At 67.8% G+C, this 18,028-nt stretch carries 15 protein-coding genes and 7 pseudogenes; 10 read left to right on the plus strand and 12 right to left on the minus strand.

Features of this window, described 5'->3' with window-relative positions; genetic code table 11:
• Positions 1 to 345: 345 nt before the first annotated feature.
• A complete protein-coding gene (locus OG975_RS01090) occupies positions 346 to 1,974 on the minus strand; it encodes an ISAzo13 family transposase (protein WP_406326724.1) in 1,629 nt (542 codons plus the stop codon).
• Between the two features lie 99 nt (positions 1,975 to 2,073).
• A pseudogene (locus OG975_RS01095) lies at positions 2,074 to 3,307 on the minus strand (IS3 family transposase).
• Between the two features lie 490 nt (positions 3,308 to 3,797).
• Here OG975_RS01095 and OG975_RS01100 point away from each other — a divergent pair.
• On the plus strand, positions 3,798 to 4,469 hold the full coding sequence (locus OG975_RS01100) for a DUF4232 domain-containing protein (RefSeq protein WP_406326725.1): 672 nt from the start codon (positions 3,798 to 3,800) through the stop codon (positions 4,467 to 4,469).
• Positions 4,470 to 4,960: 491 nt separating this feature from the next.
• On the opposite strand, the pseudogene OG975_RS01105 reads toward OG975_RS01100, so the two are convergent.
• Positions 4,961 to 5,056 (minus strand): annotated as a pseudogene (locus tag OG975_RS01105) (helix-turn-helix domain-containing protein); the annotation flags it as partial.
• Positions 5,057 to 5,224: 168 nt separating this feature from the next.
• Between OG975_RS01105 and OG975_RS01110 the strand changes: the two are divergent.
• Positions 5,225 to 5,808, plus strand: a pseudogene (locus tag OG975_RS01110) (IS630 family transposase); the annotation flags it as partial.
• Between the two features lie 335 nt (positions 5,809 to 6,143).
• Here OG975_RS01110 and OG975_RS01115 read toward each other — a convergent pair.
• The 4 genes from OG975_RS01115 to OG975_RS01130 form a co-directional block, all read right to left on the minus strand.
• Complete coding sequence (locus OG975_RS01115; RefSeq protein ID WP_406326726.1) at positions 6,144 to 6,569, minus strand: DUF4267 domain-containing protein; 426 nt, start codon at positions 6,567 to 6,569, stop codon at positions 6,144 to 6,146.
• A 61-nt stretch (positions 6,570 to 6,630) separates the two neighbouring features.
• Positions 6,631 to 6,807, minus strand: a complete 177-nt coding sequence (locus OG975_RS01120; RefSeq protein WP_406326727.1) for a hypothetical protein — start codon at positions 6,805 to 6,807, stop codon at positions 6,631 to 6,633.
• Positions 6,808 to 7,171: 364 nt separating this feature from the next.
• Positions 7,172 to 7,522, minus strand: a complete 351-nt coding sequence (locus tag OG975_RS01125; protein WP_406326728.1) for an antibiotic biosynthesis monooxygenase family protein — start codon at positions 7,520 to 7,522, stop codon at positions 7,172 to 7,174.
• A 45-nt stretch (positions 7,523 to 7,567) separates the two neighbouring features.
• Positions 7,568 to 8,014 carry an anthrone oxygenase family protein gene (locus tag OG975_RS01130; RefSeq protein ID WP_406326729.1) on the minus strand — a complete coding sequence of 149 codons (447 nt, stop codon included), beginning with the start codon at positions 8,012 to 8,014 and terminating at the stop codon, positions 7,568 to 7,570.
• Positions 8,015 to 8,105: 91 nt separating this feature from the next.
• Here OG975_RS01130 and OG975_RS01135 point away from each other — a divergent pair, with 91 nt between their 5' ends.
• A complete protein-coding gene (locus tag OG975_RS01135; RefSeq protein WP_406326731.1) occupies positions 8,106 to 8,684 on the plus strand; it encodes a TetR/AcrR family transcriptional regulator in 579 nt (192 codons plus the stop codon).
• A 323-nt stretch (positions 8,685 to 9,007) separates the two neighbouring features.
• Here the strand turns inward: OG975_RS01135 and OG975_RS01140 are convergent, their stop codons facing one another.
• Both OG975_RS01140 and OG975_RS01145 read right to left on the minus strand, forming a co-directional pair.
• Positions 9,008 to 9,463, minus strand: coding sequence for a VOC family protein (locus tag OG975_RS01140; protein ID WP_406326732.1), 456 nt, complete (start codon positions 9,461 to 9,463; stop codon positions 9,008 to 9,010).
• Between the two features lie 119 nt (positions 9,464 to 9,582).
• Positions 9,583 to 11,238, minus strand: coding sequence for an IS1182 family transposase (locus tag OG975_RS01145; protein ID WP_406326582.1), 1,656 nt, complete (start codon positions 11,236 to 11,238; stop codon positions 9,583 to 9,585).
• Between the two features lie 175 nt (positions 11,239 to 11,413).
• On the opposite strand from OG975_RS01145, the pseudogene OG975_RS01150 reads away from it, so the two are divergent.
• Positions 11,414 to 11,507, plus strand: a pseudogene (locus tag OG975_RS01150) (IS5/IS1182 family transposase); the annotation flags it as partial.
• A 50-nt stretch (positions 11,508 to 11,557) separates the two neighbouring features.
• Here the strand turns inward: OG975_RS01150 and OG975_RS01155 are convergent.
• The gene (locus OG975_RS01155) at positions 11,558 to 12,055 is read right to left on the minus strand and encodes a hypothetical protein (protein ID WP_406336779.1); all 498 of its coding nucleotides are present in this window, start codon (positions 12,053 to 12,055) and stop codon (positions 11,558 to 11,560) included.
• A gap of 44 nt (positions 12,056 to 12,099) precedes the next feature.
• Here OG975_RS01155 and OG975_RS01160 point away from each other — a divergent pair, with 44 nt between their 5' ends.
• The 3 genes and pseudogenes from OG975_RS01160 to OG975_RS01170 all read left to right on the plus strand — a co-directional run bounded on the left by OG975_RS01160 (position 12,100) and on the right by OG975_RS01170 (position 14,098).
• Positions 12,100 to 12,504, plus strand: a complete 405-nt coding sequence (locus OG975_RS01160) for an actin-binding ADF family protein (RefSeq protein ID WP_406326733.1) — start codon at positions 12,100 to 12,102, stop codon at positions 12,502 to 12,504.
• Positions 12,505 to 12,568: 64 nt separating this feature from the next.
• Positions 12,569 to 12,715 (plus strand): annotated as a pseudogene (locus OG975_RS01165) (IS630 family transposase); the annotation flags it as partial.
• A gap of 282 nt (positions 12,716 to 12,997) precedes the next feature.
• Entirely contained in the window at positions 12,998 to 14,098 is a 1,101-nt protein-coding gene (locus tag OG975_RS01170; RefSeq protein ID WP_406326734.1) for a nitrous oxide reductase family maturation protein NosD, read from the plus strand.
• Positions 14,099 to 14,144: 46 nt separating this feature from the next.
• Here OG975_RS01170 and OG975_RS01175 read toward each other — a convergent pair whose 3' ends face one another.
• Positions 14,145 to 14,528 (minus strand): hypothetical protein, encoded by a 384-nt coding sequence (locus tag OG975_RS01175; protein WP_406326735.1) that lies wholly within the window; start codon positions 14,526 to 14,528, stop codon positions 14,145 to 14,147.
• A 105-nt stretch (positions 14,529 to 14,633) separates the two neighbouring features.
• Between OG975_RS01175 and OG975_RS01180 the strand changes: the two are divergent.
• The 3 genes and pseudogenes from OG975_RS01180 to OG975_RS01190 form a co-directional block, all read left to right on the plus strand.
• Positions 14,634 to 15,103: pseudogene (locus OG975_RS01180) on the plus strand (PHP domain-containing protein); the annotation flags it as partial.
• A 120-nt stretch (positions 15,104 to 15,223) separates the two neighbouring features.
• Positions 15,224 to 15,775 carry a GNAT family N-acetyltransferase gene (locus OG975_RS01185; RefSeq protein WP_406326737.1) on the plus strand — a complete coding sequence of 184 codons (552 nt, stop codon included), beginning with the start codon at positions 15,224 to 15,226 and terminating at the stop codon, positions 15,773 to 15,775.
• 262 nt (positions 15,776 to 16,037) lie between these two features.
• Positions 16,038 to 16,637, plus strand: a complete 600-nt coding sequence (locus tag OG975_RS01190) for a DinB family protein (RefSeq protein WP_406326738.1) — start codon at positions 16,038 to 16,040, stop codon at positions 16,635 to 16,637.
• A 145-nt stretch (positions 16,638 to 16,782) separates the two neighbouring features.
• Here OG975_RS01190 and OG975_RS01195 read toward each other — a convergent pair.
• Positions 16,783 to 17,996, minus strand: a pseudogene (locus OG975_RS01195) (RNA-guided endonuclease InsQ/TnpB family protein).
• Positions 17,997 to 18,028: the final 32 nt, after the last annotated feature.

Consider the following 18,028-nt stretch of genomic DNA (forward strand, 5'->3'; position numbering starts at 1 on the left):
GGGATCTGTCATCGGACACGTCGTCCCAGGTCAAGTAGTCATCGGATCCGGGCGCCGTCCTCCAAGGCTGTCGGCCACGGCGGAGGCTTCTTCCTCAGATCCAGCCAAGCTGTGGTCGCGGAGCGGGCTCATCCGCACCCAGTTCGCCCTGCCGTGGATGTCGCGGCACGTGCGTACTTGATGGAACGCAACCGGACCCTGTGGGACGGCTTGCCCGACGGCGTGAGCGTGCGGGACGTGGAGGACAACGATCGGCAATTCTCGACGTAGCCCGAGCGGTCACGAGATAGCCCACCACCGCCCCCGACTGTTTTTTGCGGGACAAGCCTTAGGGCTTGCAGATCATTAACACGTTGTCTTGATCTTGTTGTGGGGCTCGCTGGTTTGGGCGAGGACCCGAGACTGGAGGGCCGCGAGGGCGACGGGTGGCGTCGTCGCGGGTGGGATGACGATGCCGTGTGCCTCGAGCAGTTTCCTGTTCTTCAGGAGGGTGCGGTGCATCGCGGTGCGGCTGCTGCCGAAGAGCACGGCGAGAGGTTCCGCGGCCATGGCGACCCGCAGATGGAGCACGGTGGCCAGGATCTGTTCGGGGAAGGCGAGCCGGGGCGGACGGCCGCGCCGGGCATCGCCGTCGAGAGCCAAAGTCCTTGTGAGGACGTCCAGTTGGTGCCGGGACATGCCGGTCAGGGCGGGATCGGACAGCAGGGCCTGGTCCCACTGCGGGGCCGGCTCCTGCGGAGACCGGGCCGCCGGGACGGCAGGGCAGGGCTGCGGGTGCAGGGCATAGTTCCAGTCGCCATGGAAAGCGTGCCGGGTCAGCGGCAGTGCCGCCATCTCCGCGTCACCGATACGGACGCCGGTGGGATAGGTGTTGGTGTCGAGCCCGGCCGTCACCCGTAGTCCGGTGCGGGTGGTGGTCGCGGCGATGGACTGGACGATGACTTCGTGGCTGGTCAGCGGTCGGCCGCGCCAGTTCATGGTGATGTGCGAGAAGAGCCGGTGCTCGATCTTGTTCCACTTCGATGTGCCGGGCGGCAAATGACACACCGTGATGGTCAGTCCCGTTTCGGCGGCGAGTCGGGCCAGTTCGAGTTTCCAGGCCCGGGTGCGGTAGCCGTTGGAGCCACCCGCGTCAGCGGTGATCAGCAGTCGTGCCGCCTGCGGGTAGGCGGGCTGGCCCTGACCGCGCCACCAGCGGCGGATCGACTCGACCGCGAACGCGGCGGTGTCGTGATCGGTGCCGACGTTGACCCAGCCGGTGTCCGCCGCCAGATCGTAGATGCCGTAGGGGACGGCCTTGCCCAGCTGCGGGTCGGCGAAGTCATGCACGTTCACCGGCGCCGGCTCACCCGTCGGCCGCCACTGGCGGCCGTTGTTCTTGAACTCGCCGACGAGCTCTTTCTTCTTGGTGTCCACGCTGATGACCGGCTGGCCGGTGTCCCGGTGCCCGCGGGCCTGCTCGTTGAGGTAGCGGAACTGGGCATCCCGGTCCGGGTGTTGGCTGCCCTCGATCGTCTTGGCGTTGGCCTGCAGACTGAAGCCTTCCTCCCGCAGCAGGCCGGCGACGGTGTCGGCACTGACGCGGTGCCCGGCCCGCGTCAGCTCCTGCGCAAGCGTGCGCGTGGACTTCACCGTCCACCGCAGCGGCGACATCGGGTCACCCCGCACATCCGGCTCAACCAGCGCCAACAGTGCAGGTCGCAGCCCCGGATTCAGATCCGCGACCCGTTTGCGGCCCCCGCCCAGACGCCTCACCCGCCCCAGAGGCTCCTCACCAGCCTCGAGTTCGAACACGCCCTTGCGGACCGTCGTCTCGCTGACCGCAGCGGCCTGTGCGACGGCTCGGACACCGCCGTGCCCAAGCCCCCGGGCCTCCGCAGCCATCAACAGCCGTCGCTGCCGCTCGTCCAGATGTGGGAGCAACACCGCGAACTTCACGGCGAGTTGATCACGAGTCTCATCCGGGATGCACATACCACACCAACGAGCTTCAGGACGGGAAGCAACACCTTGATTCCCTGCAAGCCCTTAGACTCGGGCCTTTCCCCGTGAAGGTGGGCACGCGGTTATTCATCACGCGGCGAGCGTGAGGTTAGCGGTGTGGTGTCGGCGCTCGTATTCGTTGGGGCTGAGGTGGCCGTTGGCGGAGTGCCGGCGGCGGGTGTTGTAGCGGGTCAGCCAGGCGAAGACGGTCCTGCGGCAGGTGCCGGCGTCACCGTAGTCGTGGGCGCCCTACAGGGTCTCGCGTTTCAGGGACGCGTGGAAGCTTTCGCAGGCCGCGTTGCCGGCGCTGGTGCCGACCGCGCCCATCGACCGGGTGACCCCGAGTTGGTCGCAGAGGCCGGCGAAGGCCCGGGAGCTGTATTGGGCCCCGTGGTCGGAGTGGAACACGGCGCCATCCAGGCCGCCGCGGGTCGAGGCTGCCATCCGCAGTGCGTCGGCGACCAGGCCGGTGCGCATGTGGTCGGCGATGAACCAGCCGACGACCTTGCGGCTGAAGCAGTCCAGCACGGTCGCGAGATAGAGGCCCCCCGCCTGCGAGCGGGAGATACGTGATGTCGCCCATGTACTTCCGCCCCGGCGCGGTGGCGGTGAAGTCCCGCTGGAACAGGTCCGGAACCGGTGAGGCTGCCGGGTCCGGGACGGTGGTACGCACGCGTCTGCGCAGGCGGATTCCGGTGATGGAGAACGTCCGCATGATCCGGGCGACCCGCTTCTCGTTGACCCGCCGCCCTCTCCCGCGGAGCTCGGCGGTCACTCGCGGGGAGCCGTAGGCGCCGCCGGACTCGCCGTGGACCGCGCGGATCTCCTCGGCCAGGACCCGGTCCTTGTGCTGCCGGGCGGCCCGGGCCTCGGCGCCGGCGAGCCACTTACAGTAGCTGGACCGGTTCACGTCCAGGACTTGGCAGAGCCGCTTCACCTCATAGGCGTCCCGGTGGTCGTCGACGAACTGAAAGCGGCTCATCACCAGTTCATCTCTCCGGCGAAATACTTGGCCGCCTTGCGGAGGATGTCCCGCTCGGCGGCGAGCTTGCGCTCACTCGCCTCGAGTTCTCCCACCCGGGCCTCCAGCTGCCGGACCCGCTCGTCCGGATCAGCGGACGGTACCGCCTCCCGAGGTCGGGCGGACGGCTTCGAAGCTGCGCGGTGACGCCACGGCGTTCGCGGTCCCGCAGCACCCACTCGCGCAGGGTCGCCCGGTTAACGCCCAGGTCAGCGGCGATGTCTTGTAGGTCGCCCCGGGGGTGGACTCGTACAGGTCCACAGCATCGGCCTTGAACTCGTCCGAGTAGTCCTTCATCGCCATCGGCGGTCTTCTCGCTTCCTCCGGATCAAGCAGATCCAGTATCAGCGTGTCCACCACTCAGGGGGAGGCCCCACTCTCCTCTATGCGGAGTTCCTCTCGTTGTAGGCGTGCTGAAACGCCACGTAGGGAGCGCTCCCAACACCGTGGCCTGAGAAACCAGTTGGGGATGCAGACCTCCTTCTGCGCATCGGACAGCCTATGATCCCGCCCCCTGGCGTGGGTGAAACCCGTAGCTCAAGCGCCTGGGCTGTCACGGTGCAGGTGAGTGCTTTCCTGACCGGGAACATGCTGTGAATCAGTCACGCTGCTGCGATGGAGGAGTGGAGCTCCGGCGGCACAGAAGGCGCCGTGAACCGCAGCGCTGAAAGCCTTCTGGATGGCTGACGCGAGGTCAGGACGCCTCTGTTACTGGGCTGTTGAGAATCCTCTCGTACTGTGGTGATCAACACGGCGCCCGCCAGCGCCCCTCATGCAACGGAGAAGAAGCATCATGCGCCTGTTCCACGCCGCCACCGCACTCGCCGCCACGTCCGCGCTGGCCCTGACGCTCACCGCCTGCGGGAACGGCAGCGGCAACGACGCCTCGGGCGACCAGTCGTCCGCACCGGCTTCCTCGTCCTCGTCCACTGCGGCCGGCGGCGCCCCGGCCGAGAACACGGGTGCCACCAAGGACGCGGGCAGCAGCACGGGCAGCGGCGGTACGGGCACCAGCACCGGCGGCACCAGCAACAGCGGCGGCACCGGCGCGAGCCGCTGCCACACCGCCGGGCTGGGCTTCTCGTTCGGCTCCGGCGACGGCAAGGTCAGCAGCTCGGACGACCAGCAGCAGCTGGCCGTGGTGCTCAAGAACAAGACGTCCGCCGCGTGCACCATCCAGGGCTTCCCCGGGGTCGACCTGAAGTCCTCCAGCGGCAGCTGGTCGCTGACCCGCAGCAGCGCAACGCCCAAGAAGGTCACCCTGGCCGCCGGCAGCAGCACGACGTTCACCATCACCTTCCTGCCGTGGACCCAGGGCAGCGGCACCGAGTTCAAGGCCACCTCGGTCGTCATCACCCCGCCGAGCGAGACCACCTCGACCACCCTGACCTGGCCCGGTGGCAGTCTCCTGCTCCAGGACGGCGCCACGCACCCGGGCACCTACACCGGCCCCGTCGGCGGCTGACGGTCCGCACCGGCCCACGAGAGCCCCGTCCGCATCGCGGACGCAGATCCGAGGAGACCGGTTCCCCGGACGTCCCAGACCTCTCGGGCACTGGTCGGTCGCTGAGCCGCTTCGCCTTCGCCGTACGAGTGTTGCCGTTTTTCCTCACCGTCTCCAGCGCGGCCCGCAGCGCGACGCGCGCCAGGTCGACCCCGGACGCCTCCCCGCTCACGCCTGCCCCCAGGGGGTGTAACCGAGGTTCAGGTGCCAAAGGCCGGATAGGCGCTGCACCTTCGCGACGAACGCGCTGGTGAACAGGCGCTGTGCCGAATGCTCGCCTTACGAGCTACCCCCGCGCCCGCGGGGGTAGCTCGTCGTCAGTCTGCTGGAGGGACACAGCACCCGGTCGTCCCCTCGCCTGCGGGGGATCGCTCGGTCACCGGATCGGGGATCTTGTTGGTGGGCAGGTCTTCCCCGCGACCGCTGGGGTCGTTTGTGCCCAACCGTGTCTTGAAGTTGTGGATCACGTCCCGGACCCGGTCCGCGCTGGTGAACGTCACCTCGGCGATCTTCGCCACAGGCATGCCCTGCGCGGACAGCAGCACCATCTGGGCCCGCCGCCAAGTCACCACTGGTCACCGCTATCGAGCAGCGTTCGTAGGCGGCAATAATCCGGTAGAACGCCTCGGCGGCGTCCTCGCCGACGGGTAGCAGGCCGATGTCATTGACAATGATGAGGTCCGCCCGGCGGATCCGTGTAACAGCCCGCGCGGTGTGCCGACGGCTTCGATTCGCTCTACCCGAAGTACAAAGGCGGTCGGCCGAAGACCGCCGAGCACGCCTGGCCAAACTGGCCGACTTCCTGGTCGCCGAGGGGGTGGTCGACGACATCAGCCACGAGAGCCTGCGCATCCTGCTCCGCGAGGAAGGCGTCTCCTTTGAACGCATGAAGACCTGGAAGACCTCCCACGACCCCAACTATGCCGCCAAGAAGGCCCGCGTCGAGCACCTCTACGCCATCGCCGACGGCGAGGTCATACCCGAGGGAGGCGAACCCGAAGTCATCTTCTGCATGGACGAGTTCGGCCCGCTCAACCTCCAGCCCTACCCCGGGCGGCAGTGGGCCGAGCGCGGCGGCCGACACAAGGACCCCGACCGGGAACCCCGGCCCCGCCGACGGGCCGCTTACACCCGCCCGCACGGGGTCCGGCACCTGTTCGCCGCCTACGACCTGGGCAAGGACAAGCTCTACGGCCACATCAAGCCGAGGAAGAACCGGATGAGGTTTCTGGAGTTCTGCCGCTACCTGCGCAGCCTCTACCCGCCTGAGATCCGTATTGCGATCGTGCTCCTGACCTTCGACCAGATCCGGCCCGCCTTGTAGGCGGAGGTGGCCCGCTTGGCGACGATGCCTTCGCTGCCATGCTTGTTTGCGCAGTGGGTGTGTCCCGCACTGGTCGGGTCTCATTGAGTTGGATCAGCGCGGGATTCAATGTCCCGCTGAGGCGGGCGTTCGTGTCGCTCTGCAGGGCTGCTGGAGGCCACCCCCTTGGGTGACGTGTCGAACCGGCGTGCTGTCAACTGCAGTTGCAGCTGGATGCGCTGCCTGGCCTTTCCCGGCGGACGCCGACACGTGAATACCGGCGCGCGCCAAGGTGGCCCGGCCGGGGTCCGGGGCACCTTGGACCGATGGGATCAGGCGGGCTGCGGGGCGGGCGTCGCCGGAGCGGCCGCGACCTTGCGGGTCTCGCGCATCAGCAGCAGGCCGTTGACCACCATCAGCGTCGCGGTCAGGCCGTGGACGCCGAGCGCGGTGGCCACGGAGCCGTGGTGGGCCAGCACGGTGGTCATGTCGCCGTACGCGGCGAGGGCCTCCACCAGCAGCACCCAGCCCAGCGCCCGGCGGTGGCCCGTCACCAGCAGGATGCCCAGGACCAGGGCCAAGACGACGTCGCGGATTCCCTTGATGATCAGGAAGCCGCCGCCGTCGCCGGACGGCCAGCTCGGCAGGCCGAAGCCCGGCGCCGTCGTCTCCGGGCTCAGGATGAACTCCGTCCCGAACCAGAGGATGAAGAGGATAAAGGCGGCGGCCAGGACGGTGTTGATCTTCTTCAGCGACATTGTTCTTCTCCTTGCGATTCTTCGTGAGGTTGGTGAGCTTGGTGAGTCATATGGGGCCTGGTCAGACGGCGGGGACGCGGCTGATGTGGCGGGCGTAGCGGGGGCGGCCGATGACGTGCCAGATGTCGCGTACCGGCGCAGGGAGGGCGGACAGGAGCGTGGCGCGCTCGGCCGGGTTCGCGTCCTCCAGGACGAGGCCGAAGAGGGTGAGCAGGGTGAGCTTGGGCGTGTTGGCCACCAGGTGGTCGCCCAGGGAGGCCCAATCCTTTTCGGTGAGGTGCTCGGCCGCGAGCGGAAGGAGGGTGGCCTCGTCGTCGTCGAGGTATTCGAGCAGGACTGCCCGGTGATCGGCGAGGGGTCGCCACGAGGGTGTCGCGCTCGTCGGCTCCGGCGGTGGCCGCCCACGCCAGGACCGCGGCGTCCAGCCTGGTCAGCGTGGCCTCAACGCGCTCGTGCTGGGCCTGCATACGCAGGACGATGTCCGCCTCCGGATCGACCGGGCAGGGGCGGCGGCCACAGCAGTTCGGGCCGGCCGCGCACCCGTCCGGACCATGTGCTGGGCGACAAGGGCTACAGCACCCGTGCTGCTACAGCTGGCTGTGTCATACGTCGATCTGCTCGAAGATGTGCGGGTACGACACGATGTCGTCGGGGAACTCGGCAGCCATGCGCTGGAACTCCGGGCTGCCGAACGCCGTGGCGAGCGCCCCGGTCGACTCCCAGACCGCGACGTTCATCAGAAGCTGACTGTCCGCCGTTCCCTTGTGCATCTGCAGGGAGACGAATCCCGGCTGAGCCTTCATGAACTCCGCCTGCCTCCGAAAGAGAGTCAGGAACGCTTCAGTCCTCTCCTTCGGAACGAAGAAGGTGTTGGCCAGGACGATGGGCCCGGTCTTCTCCTTGAACTGCGCGAACATCGGCGTGTGCGGGTCGAGACTCTGCAGCTTGGCCATTTTCGGTACTTCCTCTTCGCTATCGGTCAGTGGGCGGTGGGTGGCTCAGGTGAGGGCGGCGGCCAGCAGGGCGAAGGCGGCGATGATGACGGCGACGCGGACGTAGTGGTAGCGGTTCCAGCGGTTCATCTGCTCCTTCCAGTCGGCGGGCCGGTTGTCGGGGGTCCACGTCTTGTTCCGGTTGTTGATCGGGACGAGCAGCAGGATCGACATGACCACGCTGAGGAGCAGCAGCGCGCCGGCGGTGACGACGAGGCCGGCGCCGTGGTGGTGCCGTCCGGCGACGGCCCAGACCGCGACGAGGACGAGCGAGCCGATGTACCAGAACGGCATCACGGCGCCGAGCATCCGGCCCCCGTGGGCGTGGCCGAGTTGGCCGCTGTCCTCGGGGAGCGCGTTGAGGATCGGGTTCATGACGAAGGCGACGGAGAACTCCACCCCCACCATCACGCCGACGACCACGGTGGTGACGACCTCGAGTGCGTTGAGCATGACGACCCCTCTTGGTATCTAGCATCGCTAGGTGACGAGGCAACGCTAGTACTGCTGCCGCTCGATTGTCTAGCGGTGCTAGGATCGAATCATGTCGGTACAGGAACGCAAGGAGCGCGAACGGGCGGGCCGCGAGCGCCTCATCGTGGCGACGGCCCGCGAGCTCGCCGAGCAGCAGGGCTGGGACGCGGTCACCACCCGCCGGCTCGCCGAGCGCATCGAATACAGCCAGCCCGTCCTCTACAGCCATTTCCGCGGCAAGCGCGAGATCATCGGCGCCGTCGCCCTCGAGGGTGCCGCCGAGATGGCCGCGGCGGTGCGCGCCGCGACCTCCGCCGCGGACGGCCCGCGCGAGCGGGTGTACGCCCTCGCCCACGCCTACCTCGACTTCGCCGCGCGCAACCCGGCGGTCTACGACGCCATCTTCCAGCTCGACGGCGGTCTCCCGTACGCACAGGAGGACACCCCGGAACCTCTCAAGGACGCTTTCGCCGCGCTGCTGGAGTGCCTCGGCGAGGTCGCCGGGGACGGCGTCGACCCGGGGTTGTTCACCGAGGTGTTCTGGGCGTCTCTGCACGGGGTGGCGACCCTGACCCGGGCGGGACGGCTGCCGCCGGAGGACACCGAGCGGAGGGTGGAACTGCTGGTGGACCGGCTCGCCATCGTCTGACACACCGTCCCGGCGGGCGGCCGACACGGGTGCTCGGCTCCTCCCCCAGGTCACTCACCTCACGAACCGGATCACATCGTCCTAGGCTGCCCCCGGAGTCATGACGGTGATCCCGGGTTCTCGCTCAGCTCTTGCCGGTCGTCTCGGTTCATTCGGCCTCGGTCTCGTCCGCGTCGAGACCGCCCGCACACGGGTCGCGCAGTGGGCGCAGGCCGCCGTCGATCGGGGTGGTCACGAATGTCATCCGGGATGCGCAGACCACACCAACAAGCCTCAGGACGGGAAGCAACACCTGGATTCCCTGCAAGCCCTTAAAGGCCTTCCTAGACAACGTCGAATTCGTTGCCTTCCGGGTCCTGCAGCTGGACGGCGTACTGCCCCATGTCCGGCTCATCCGTGATCCGAAGCACGCTGGCGCCGGCTTTGACCAGTCTTTCCACCGTGGTCGTGACCCGCTGCGTGCGGACCGCCAACGGGACGTCGCGCCCGCCGCCGACCTTCAGGTCGAGGTGCATTCGGTTCTTGGTGGCTTTGAGTTCCGGAACCTGCTGGAACCACACCCGGGGCCCTTGCCCTGCGGGATCCACGATCGACTCCGGGATGTCGCCCGCACCTGCAGGCAACTCCTCCTCGGGCACCCCCATGGCCGCCCAATACCCCCGCCACGTGGCATGGCCGCCCGGTGGAGGTTCGGGTATGTATCCCAGAGCCTCGCTCCAGAACGCCACCAGCCTCTGCGGGTGGGCACAGTCGATCGTCAGTTGCAGCGTCATCTCCATAACCAGAGCCTGACAGACACGTCTGACATTCATGCTGGACCGACCCCGCCAACGAGAGAGGCACACCTTCGAAACGAACCCATAAAGCAACGGCATGACTCTGTTGGTGATCTCGGGCGTCAGGTGATCGCGAATCCGGCTGTGTTGCAGAGAGTTCGGAAGCGGGGTGCCCGGCGGGCCGACGGGGCGGTGTCGTTCCAGTCTGCGAGGCGGCTGAGGTTGCAGGCCATGGCCGTCAGGACGTGCTGCACGTGGGTGCGGGCCAGGCCTCGATAGCGGGCTCTGCGCAGGCCGTGAGTTCGGACGTTTTGCGAGAGGGTGGCCTCGATGCCGGCGCGGATCGCGTACCGACGTTGCCACTGCTCGGTCTGCTGGTCGAGCCGATTGCGCATCTGGATCTCGTGCAGTGCCCGCGGCAGCACCGCGACGGAGCGGGCTCGAGTGGCGGAGGAGGTGCACCGGGCACGGTCTGGGCAGGGCCGGCAGTCGGTCTCGGCGAAGCGGGCCTGAAGATAGGTGTGGCCGGAGATATTCAGCTTGGTCCAGGACGCACTGGTCGCACCGCGCGGGCAGATGGCCTGCTCGTTGACCCAGTCGATGGTGAAGGCCGCCTTGTCGAAGCCCGAGCCGGCTTTGGCCTGGCGGCTGTTGTCGGCGAGGATCGGGCCGAGCAGCGTGATGCCGTGGACGCGCTGGGCCCGCTCGACGTGGGCGGGAGTGAGGTAGGCGGTGTCCACGATGTGCTCGGCAGGAGCCAGGCGACGGGTCGCGAGGTCGTCGTGGATCTTCTCGGTCAACTGCCCATCCTGGACGGGAGCAATGGTGGTGGCCACGTGCACCACCAGGTGCGGCAGGTCCTGATCACACGACTCGGTGAAATGAACCCGGTATCCGCTCCACTCGACATCACGTTTGACGCAGTAGTGCGCGTCCGTGTCATACGGGGAGTCGAACCGCAGGGAGGCCGGCGGCAGGGCAGTGCCCTCCCGCCAGCGCAGCTGCCCCTCGCGATCCCAGTAGTACTGGTGGATCCAGACCTGCCGCAGGATCTCCACCTGCCGCAGCATCTGCAGACGGGGTGGGGCGTCGGCCGCCCAGGCCGCGGTGAGAAGTCTCTGCCCGTCCCGGCCGAACTCCTCGGCGCGTTCGCGCACCGCCACCTTGCCGCCCGGGACTTTCCCGATCTCGACTTTCCGGCCGTACCGCTTGGCCCACTCGGGCTCGATCAGCGGCACCAGCCAGTCCGGATCGGCCTCGGCGATCTCCTCCAGAGCAGCCCGAACGCTCTCGCCCGCCAACTCCAGCCGACTCAAACGCCGCACCGCCGCCAGGACATGGGTGGCGTCGGTACGCTGTCGGCCCCGCCCCTTGAGCAGCCCGGCCGCCACCAAGCGGTCCAGCATCAACTGCAGCAGTTGATCGGCCCGGTCGCCCTCGGCCAACCGGGCCCGGAACTCGCTGAGCATCGAATAGTCGAACCCCGGATCGTCCAGTTCGAGGCCGAGCCCGTACTTCCAGTCGATCCTCGTGCGCACCGCATCCGCCGCCGCCCGGTCCGAAAGGTTCTCCGCGAACTGCAGCACCGACACCAGCGCCAACTGCCCTGGCGAGAAACCCGGTCGGCCATCGGCCGGATACAGATGAGCGAAGTCCTCGTCGGCGAACACCACATCCAGCCGGTCCCGCATCAGCATCACCGGCGTCCCCCTCGGACACGCCGCCCACGCCGTCCGGACCGTCACCGGGGGAATCCGCTGGAAACTTGCCGGACGCATCGACACCGTCCACCGCCCCTAAACCGAGGCCGCCCCGCTACCGACCAGCCAACCACCACCAGCGACCGCCGTCACCACCCCGCCAAGATCACCAACAGAGTCACGGCATTGCCCTTAAAGGGTGTTGCACCAGGCCGTGAGCTGGGCATCTCCGTTATATGGCTGGGGTGTTGAGGGCCGGCCGTGGTGTCTACCCTTGGCCGAGCGGGTGCTGATGGTCGCGGTCTCCTACCGCACCAATCCGACGATGCAGCAGCTGGGGCCGCTGCCCGCCCTGGAGCCATCAGTAAGCCCTCACGAAGCCGTGGTCGCGACCGCGCTATCCGCCCTGGTAGCGGGCCAGGAAGTTGGCGAGCTCGCGTCGCTGTGGCTGCTCCTCGGCCGGCACCATGGCGAGGACGTCGCGGTCGACGTACGGATCGATGGCATCGAGGACCAGGCGTTGGAGTTCCGGCTGCTCGAGGGCTTCCACCTCCCACTGGACAGGACGGTTGATATCGCATCCGTAGGTGCGTGCGACGCCGGGCCAGCGCGGATCGTCCTTCTTGCCCTCTGCCGCAAGCAGGCCGTAGGCGATCGTCTGCTCGTAGGTAAGCAGAACCCGTTCGGCCTGATCCCAGCACCCTGTCCGCTTCACCCAGTCGCGCCCGATGCCGGCTCCCGAGCAGTCGAAGTCCCCTATATCTCTCCGGGGCGCCGCGAGCGTGCGGTTCACTTCCACACAGCTCAGAAGCGGTCGGAACGACGACTGCGGGTGCAACACGCGTGGTGCACGGAGACGCCGCGCGGGCTGGCGTTCGCGGACTGCTTCGTTCATCACTCGACCTTGGTGCAACGGACGAGCAAACAGGAGGACAGGCCATGAGCAGTGGCGTCGCGGTCGAGGACAGCGTGATCCAGGCATTCCAAGAGCTGAAGCAGAGGAAGGTCAACACGATCTTCTACCGGCTCAACGACGACCTCAGCACGATCATCCCCGACACCAAGGGGACCTGGACGCACGACAAGCTGCTGGACCAGCTGCCGAAGGATGGACCCCGGTTCGTGGTCTACGACCTGACGTTCTCCAAGAGTGAAGGCGAGGGCCAGCGAAGCAAGATCATGCTGATCTCCTGGTGCCCCGAGGGCACCCCGATCAAGCAGCGGATGGTGCACTCCTCCAGCTACAACGTCCTGAAAAGCATGCTCGACAGCGTCCAGGTCTACATCCAGGCCACCGATCTATCGGACGTCGAGTACGACGAGCTGGTCTCCCGAGCGAGCTGACCACGGACGGCCGGCGGGACCGGTGGAGGCGTACACCACGGCCGGCGTGCACGAGGTGATGGAGACCGGGGCCCTGCACGTCTACCTGCGCTGGCGCAACACCAACGCCGGCCACCCCGACGTGCTGGCCGCGCACCAACGGGAACGCGCCCGGATCCGCAGCGAGAAGGGCGTCCGCTGGGGCGGCAGACCACTGGGGACAGCCGCATGACCAGCAATGGTGCCGTCTGTACAGCTCATGCGGCTTCACCCTTGCGGCTCTCCACGGGGAGCGTGGGGCCGCGGTGGATCCGCCCTGATCCGCAGTGGGCCGTTGAGGTGAGTCCGCTACTGCAATGAGTGCCATCCCAGTGGTGTTCAGGGGCTCCGCTATCGCGGCGTTACTGATGATGGTGGCCGAATCTGCTGGGCCCACGCGTGCGACATCAAGCGGAGGCGGCCGCGTACACCCTGGCCGGATTCGCCTGCTTGTTCGGTGGATTGAAGGAGCATCATGCGGTCTGTACGCATTTTGAGCTTGCCGCTCGGGGTTGTACCCCTGTTGGCGATCGGTGCCCTCGCACCGGCATCCGCCGCGGCGAAACCGCACGACCTGGTCGTCCCCACGGCGGCCTACCCGACCATCCAGTCCGCAGTCGACGCCGCGAGCCCGGGGGACCACATCGCCGTTCGCCCCGGCGTCTACCGGGAGCAGGTCACGATCGGCAAGGACCTCACGATCACCGGTACGGGGGCCAAGAAGACCACGATCCTCGCCCCCGAACAGCTGGTGACCGGCCCGGACGGTGTCAACTCGATCGTCACCCTCGACAACGCGGCCTCCGTGGACATCTCCCGCCTCGCGGTGAGCGGGCCAGGTTCCGGCACCTGCGACGCAGGCGCGCTCGGAGCGGGCATCCGGGTGCTGGGCGGAGCACACCTGGACCTGAGCCACGCAAGGGTGACACACATCCAGGACACGCCCATGGCTCCGTGCTTCCGCAGTGCCAACTCCATCCTCATCGGCTACCTTCCGGTCGGCACCGGTTCGGCGGACATCCGCGATTCCACCATCACGGACTACCAGGGCTCCGGCATCGTCGTGCTCAACGAGGGCTCACGCGCCACCTTGGTCCACAACGTCGTGACAGGGCAGAAGCGACTGTCGACCGACGGGATCGAGTTCGTCGGGGCGATCGGCAGGATCGAAGAGAACGCCGTCAGCGACAACGGGTGCCGCCAGCCCGATCCGGGGTGCGGGACCGACTTCTTCACCCAGTTCCAGCATGCCGGCATCCTGGCGGGCGGCCCCGGGACAGTTATCACCAAGAACCGCCTCACTGGCAACCAACTGGGCATCTACGCCTACGACACGGCGGAGATCAGCCACAACAAGATCATCAACAGTGGGTTCTTCGGGATGGCCCTCCAGGACGGCTCGTTCACGGCCACCAAGGACACGATCCGGGGCGGGGCGGGAGGCGTGGCGGTCGTCGCCTCGGCCGTCGACACCACGGCGCGGCTGAACCACGTGGAGATCAAGAAGACCACGGGAGACCCGATCCAGAAGTTCGAGTGCTGCGGCTTCACCGCCACGGTGACCACCAAGCCGTAGCGCATGCCCCGCCAGACCCGGCGAACGTTCCCGGTCGCAGCACTGGCTACCGAGCCGCCTCGCGGAAGAGGGCCAGGAGGGTCTGGGCAGGCGGGGCGGCCGGGTCGAAGAACTGCTTGGCCAGCGCGGGTGGCACATCCGCTCCATGCATGCGGACCTCATGGCAGCTGAAGCAGAACGCCGCCTCGAACAACACCAGGTCGAGGGTGTCCTCGTATGCCCGGACGCTCCAGCCTGGCGAGAAGCCGCAGCGGTGCTGTTCGCTGCCGGGCAGGGTCTCGATCAAAGTCAGGGCATCGGCGGCCTCGCTCCCGGCCCAGTGGGTGACCACCTCGCCGGGGTAGGGGGCGCCCAGCTTGGTCGGGAGGGCGGAGATCCTTACGACTTCGATCAGCACAGTGGCTGCAACGGCTTGTGCGGGGAGCTGCATGGACGCAGTCTGCCTGCCAGGCCGACGGGCGCCTACAGCGTGTCCCATGAAAGGCAACCTGCCGCACGAAAGCGTGGGACGCCGAGACCCAGCACGCCACCCGTCGTGCGGTCCGGCTACTCGGCCCGGTTCGGCGCATCCCTGCCCGATGCCCTCGTACGACGAGCTGCCGAACGCGGCATGACGATGCTCGCGCTGACCGACCGGGACACCGTCGCCGGCATGGTCCGCTTCGCCAAAGCCGCTGCGGCCGCCGGGATACGGCCCCTCTTCGGGGTGGACGTCGCGGTCGCCCCGCTCCAGCCCCCGGCACCGCAGCGCGCACGGGGCCGTACGCCGGTCCGTGGCGGGGCGCACGTGGCGGAGGCCCCGCTGCGGGTCACGCTGCTCGCGCAAAGCGCGGCCGGATGGGCGCGGCTGTGCCGGCTGGTGTCCGCCGCTCACGCCCAGGCCGACGGCTCAGTGCCGGTCGTGTCCTGGCCGGTGCTGCGCGAGTACGCGGACCAGGACCTGGGGTGCTGCGCGGACCAGGACCTGGGGTGCTGCTCGGATCCTCTTCCACCAGGCCCACCTTGACGACATGTCACCGGGTACGGGTGGCCCGGCCGCGTTGGTGAGGGTGAGGCCCCGGGCCGGTGGGTTGATCGGTCGGCGAGTCTTGATCGCTTCTGAGCCTGCTGGTTAGGTTGGCCGGCATGACCGACCACAGAGCCCTCGCCTGGCCACCTGCCCCGATCAAGACCGAGCGGCTCGTACTCCGCGAGTCCGAGGCCCGGGACCGCGAGGCGGTCATCGAGCTGAACGCCTCACCAGAGGTGAGCACCTACCTCGGTGGCCCTCGACCGCGTGCCGAACTCGAACGCACGGTGCCCGAGGTGCCCGGGCGGCGCCCTGGCTTCTTCGTGGTCCAGCTCGACGGAGCGACGATCGGCACAATCCAGCTCGACCCGCACGCCTCCGAGCTTCCGGGCAGCAACCGCCGTCGGGAGGCCGGGGGGACCGGGCTCGGCTACTTGTTCCTGCCGGAGGTGTGGGGACGCGGGTACGCCACCGAGGCGTGCGCAGCGGCACTCGACTGGTTTGCCGGCGCGCTTCCCGGTGAGCCGGTGGTGCTCTACACCCAGACCGCCAACGTCCGCTCGATGCGCCTCGCGGCGAAGCTCGGGTTCACCGAGCTGGAGCGATTCGAGGCGTACGGCGCCGAGCAGTGGTTCGGCGTGTGGTCTTCGGTCGCGCCGCTCGCTTGAGCTCGTGCTCGACAGCGCGGATCCGCGGGGCCATCGCCCGACGGCCGCTCCCTGCCCCGTGGAGGAGCCTGCTGCCTATCCCACAGCTGGAGTACGCCTCCGGGGACGTCTCATTTGATGTTGTCGGTCAGCCGTCAACAGGAGCTGAAATACACCAACTTGGTCACCCTCGTCTGGTGTCCGCGTCTGAACCTGGAAGCAGCGTCGTGCGTTCTCCGATAGAGCCCGACTGATGTCAGTGCCGGGTGGAAGACTGCCCGGCATGATCGAACCGAATCCGAAAGCGGACCTTCTCCGTTACCTGCAAGACGGGCGTGACGCCCTGCTGTGGAAGCTCAATGGGCTCTCGGATTACGACATCCGCCGCCCACTGACCCCCACAGGCACGAACCTACTGGGGCTGGTCAAGCACGTCGCCGGCGTGGAGTTGGGGTACTTCGGCGACACGTTCGGACGGCCGTTCTTCGAAGAGGAGCCGCCGCCCTGGTGGTATACGGAGAACGCAGAACTCAACGCGGACATGTGGGCCACAGCCGACGAGTCACGCGAAGAGATCGTTGGGCTGTATCACCAGGCGTGGGAGCACTCCAACAGCACAATCGCGACGCTGACGCTTGACGCGATCGGTCACGTCCCGTGGTGGCCGGAGGAACGGCAAGAGGTGACGCTGCACCACATCCTTGTGCGCGTGATCTCCGATACTCAGCGGCATGCCGGCCACGCCGACATCGTGCGAGAGCTCATCGACGGAGCCGTTGGGTGCTTGGAGGGCAACGACAACATGCCACCAGGAGATCAGGCATGGTGGGAGAACTACCGGCGCCGGCTGGAACGCGTGGCGCGGGAAGTCGCCAACGGTTGATCTCGCCGTGCTGCTGCCGACGCAACCGGTTCCGGGGTCGGCCATGTGGCACCGTTCAGCTGGCTTCGGCCTGCGCTTTCGTGTGAGCGCAGCGGTACAAGTCTGCGTCGTGACTCCTCCCCCGGCTGAAGCCGGGGGCTTCTCGTTACGCCGGGTTGGCGTCGCGACGGACCAGCCCGGCCCGTAGAACATTGGTGGCTCCGACTGTGTCGGCGTGCGCGGTGTGGCCGCAGACGACGCAGTGGAACTTCTTCTGTGTGGGCCGGTTCTCCTTGGCGGTGTGCCCGTATTCGGGGCACTCGCGGGAGGTGTTGCAGGGGTCCACGGCGATCACTTCCCGTCCGGCGCTTTCAGCCTTGGCGTGCAGGATCGTCAGGAACACCCCCCATCCGGCATCGCTGATCGACTTGTTGAGTCCGGCCTTCGCGGCGGCCCCGTTGGGCAGGAACGCGCCTGCCTGTTCGGGGTCGGGCTTGGGTGCGGGGGCCTTGCTCATGTTGCGGATCTTGAGGTCTTCGTGCGCGATGAAGTCGTGCTCACGGACGAGGCCGAGGGCGGTCTTGTGTGCGTGGTCAAGGCGCTGGCGGCGGACCTTGCCGTGCAGCACGGCGACCTTGTCCACGGCCCGCTGGTGGTTTCGAGTGCGCTTGTCCCGGCGGACACGGGGAAACCGGCTCAGTGCCTGCTGTGCGGCTTCGAGCTTCGCGGCGGCCTGACGCCCGTGTCGCGGGTTGGGCACGAAGGCGCCGCCCGAATCGGCGAGGAAGCTGGCAAAACCCAGGTCGATCCCGACCACGCTGCCGGTCGCGGGCAGCGGCTGCGGCTGGGCCTGTTCGGCGGTGAGCACGACGAACCACTTGCGGCCTCACGCCTGACCGAGATCGTCTTGACCTTGCCGGCCACGGCGCGGTGCTGGTTGACCTTGACGTGGCCGACGCCTTGGAGGCGGACGCGGGTGACGGGATCGTGCGGGGTGGAGTCCCATCGGCAGCCGTCCCCGTCCTTGGGGAATTCCACCGTGTCGAACCAGTTGACTCCGCGGAACCGCGGGTATCCGGGCGTGTCACCGGATGTGACCCGGCGGAAGAATGCGGCGAACGCCTTGTCCAGGCGGCGCAATGTCGCCTGCTGCGAGGAGAACGACCAGCGGCCCTGACGCTCCGGGTCGAATGCCCGGATCTCCTTCAACTGCGCGGACTGCATGCCGTACTTGACGCTGGTCTTCGACGGGTGCCGCCAGGCGTCGCGCCGCTCCTGCAACGCCCCGTTGTAGAGGGAGCAGTGATCCCGCAGCATTTCGCCGAGGGCCTGGGCCTGGCGGACGGTGGGCCGCATGAGGAACTTGTACGCACGGATCATCCAGCCCACCCCCCTCCGGTCGACTCCTCTTG

The sequence above is a fragment of the Streptomyces sp. NBC_00203 genome, from assembly GCF_045206325.1.
Taxonomy (GTDB): domain Bacteria; phylum Actinomycetota; class Actinomycetes; order Streptomycetales; family Streptomycetaceae; genus Streptomyces; species Streptomyces lutosisoli.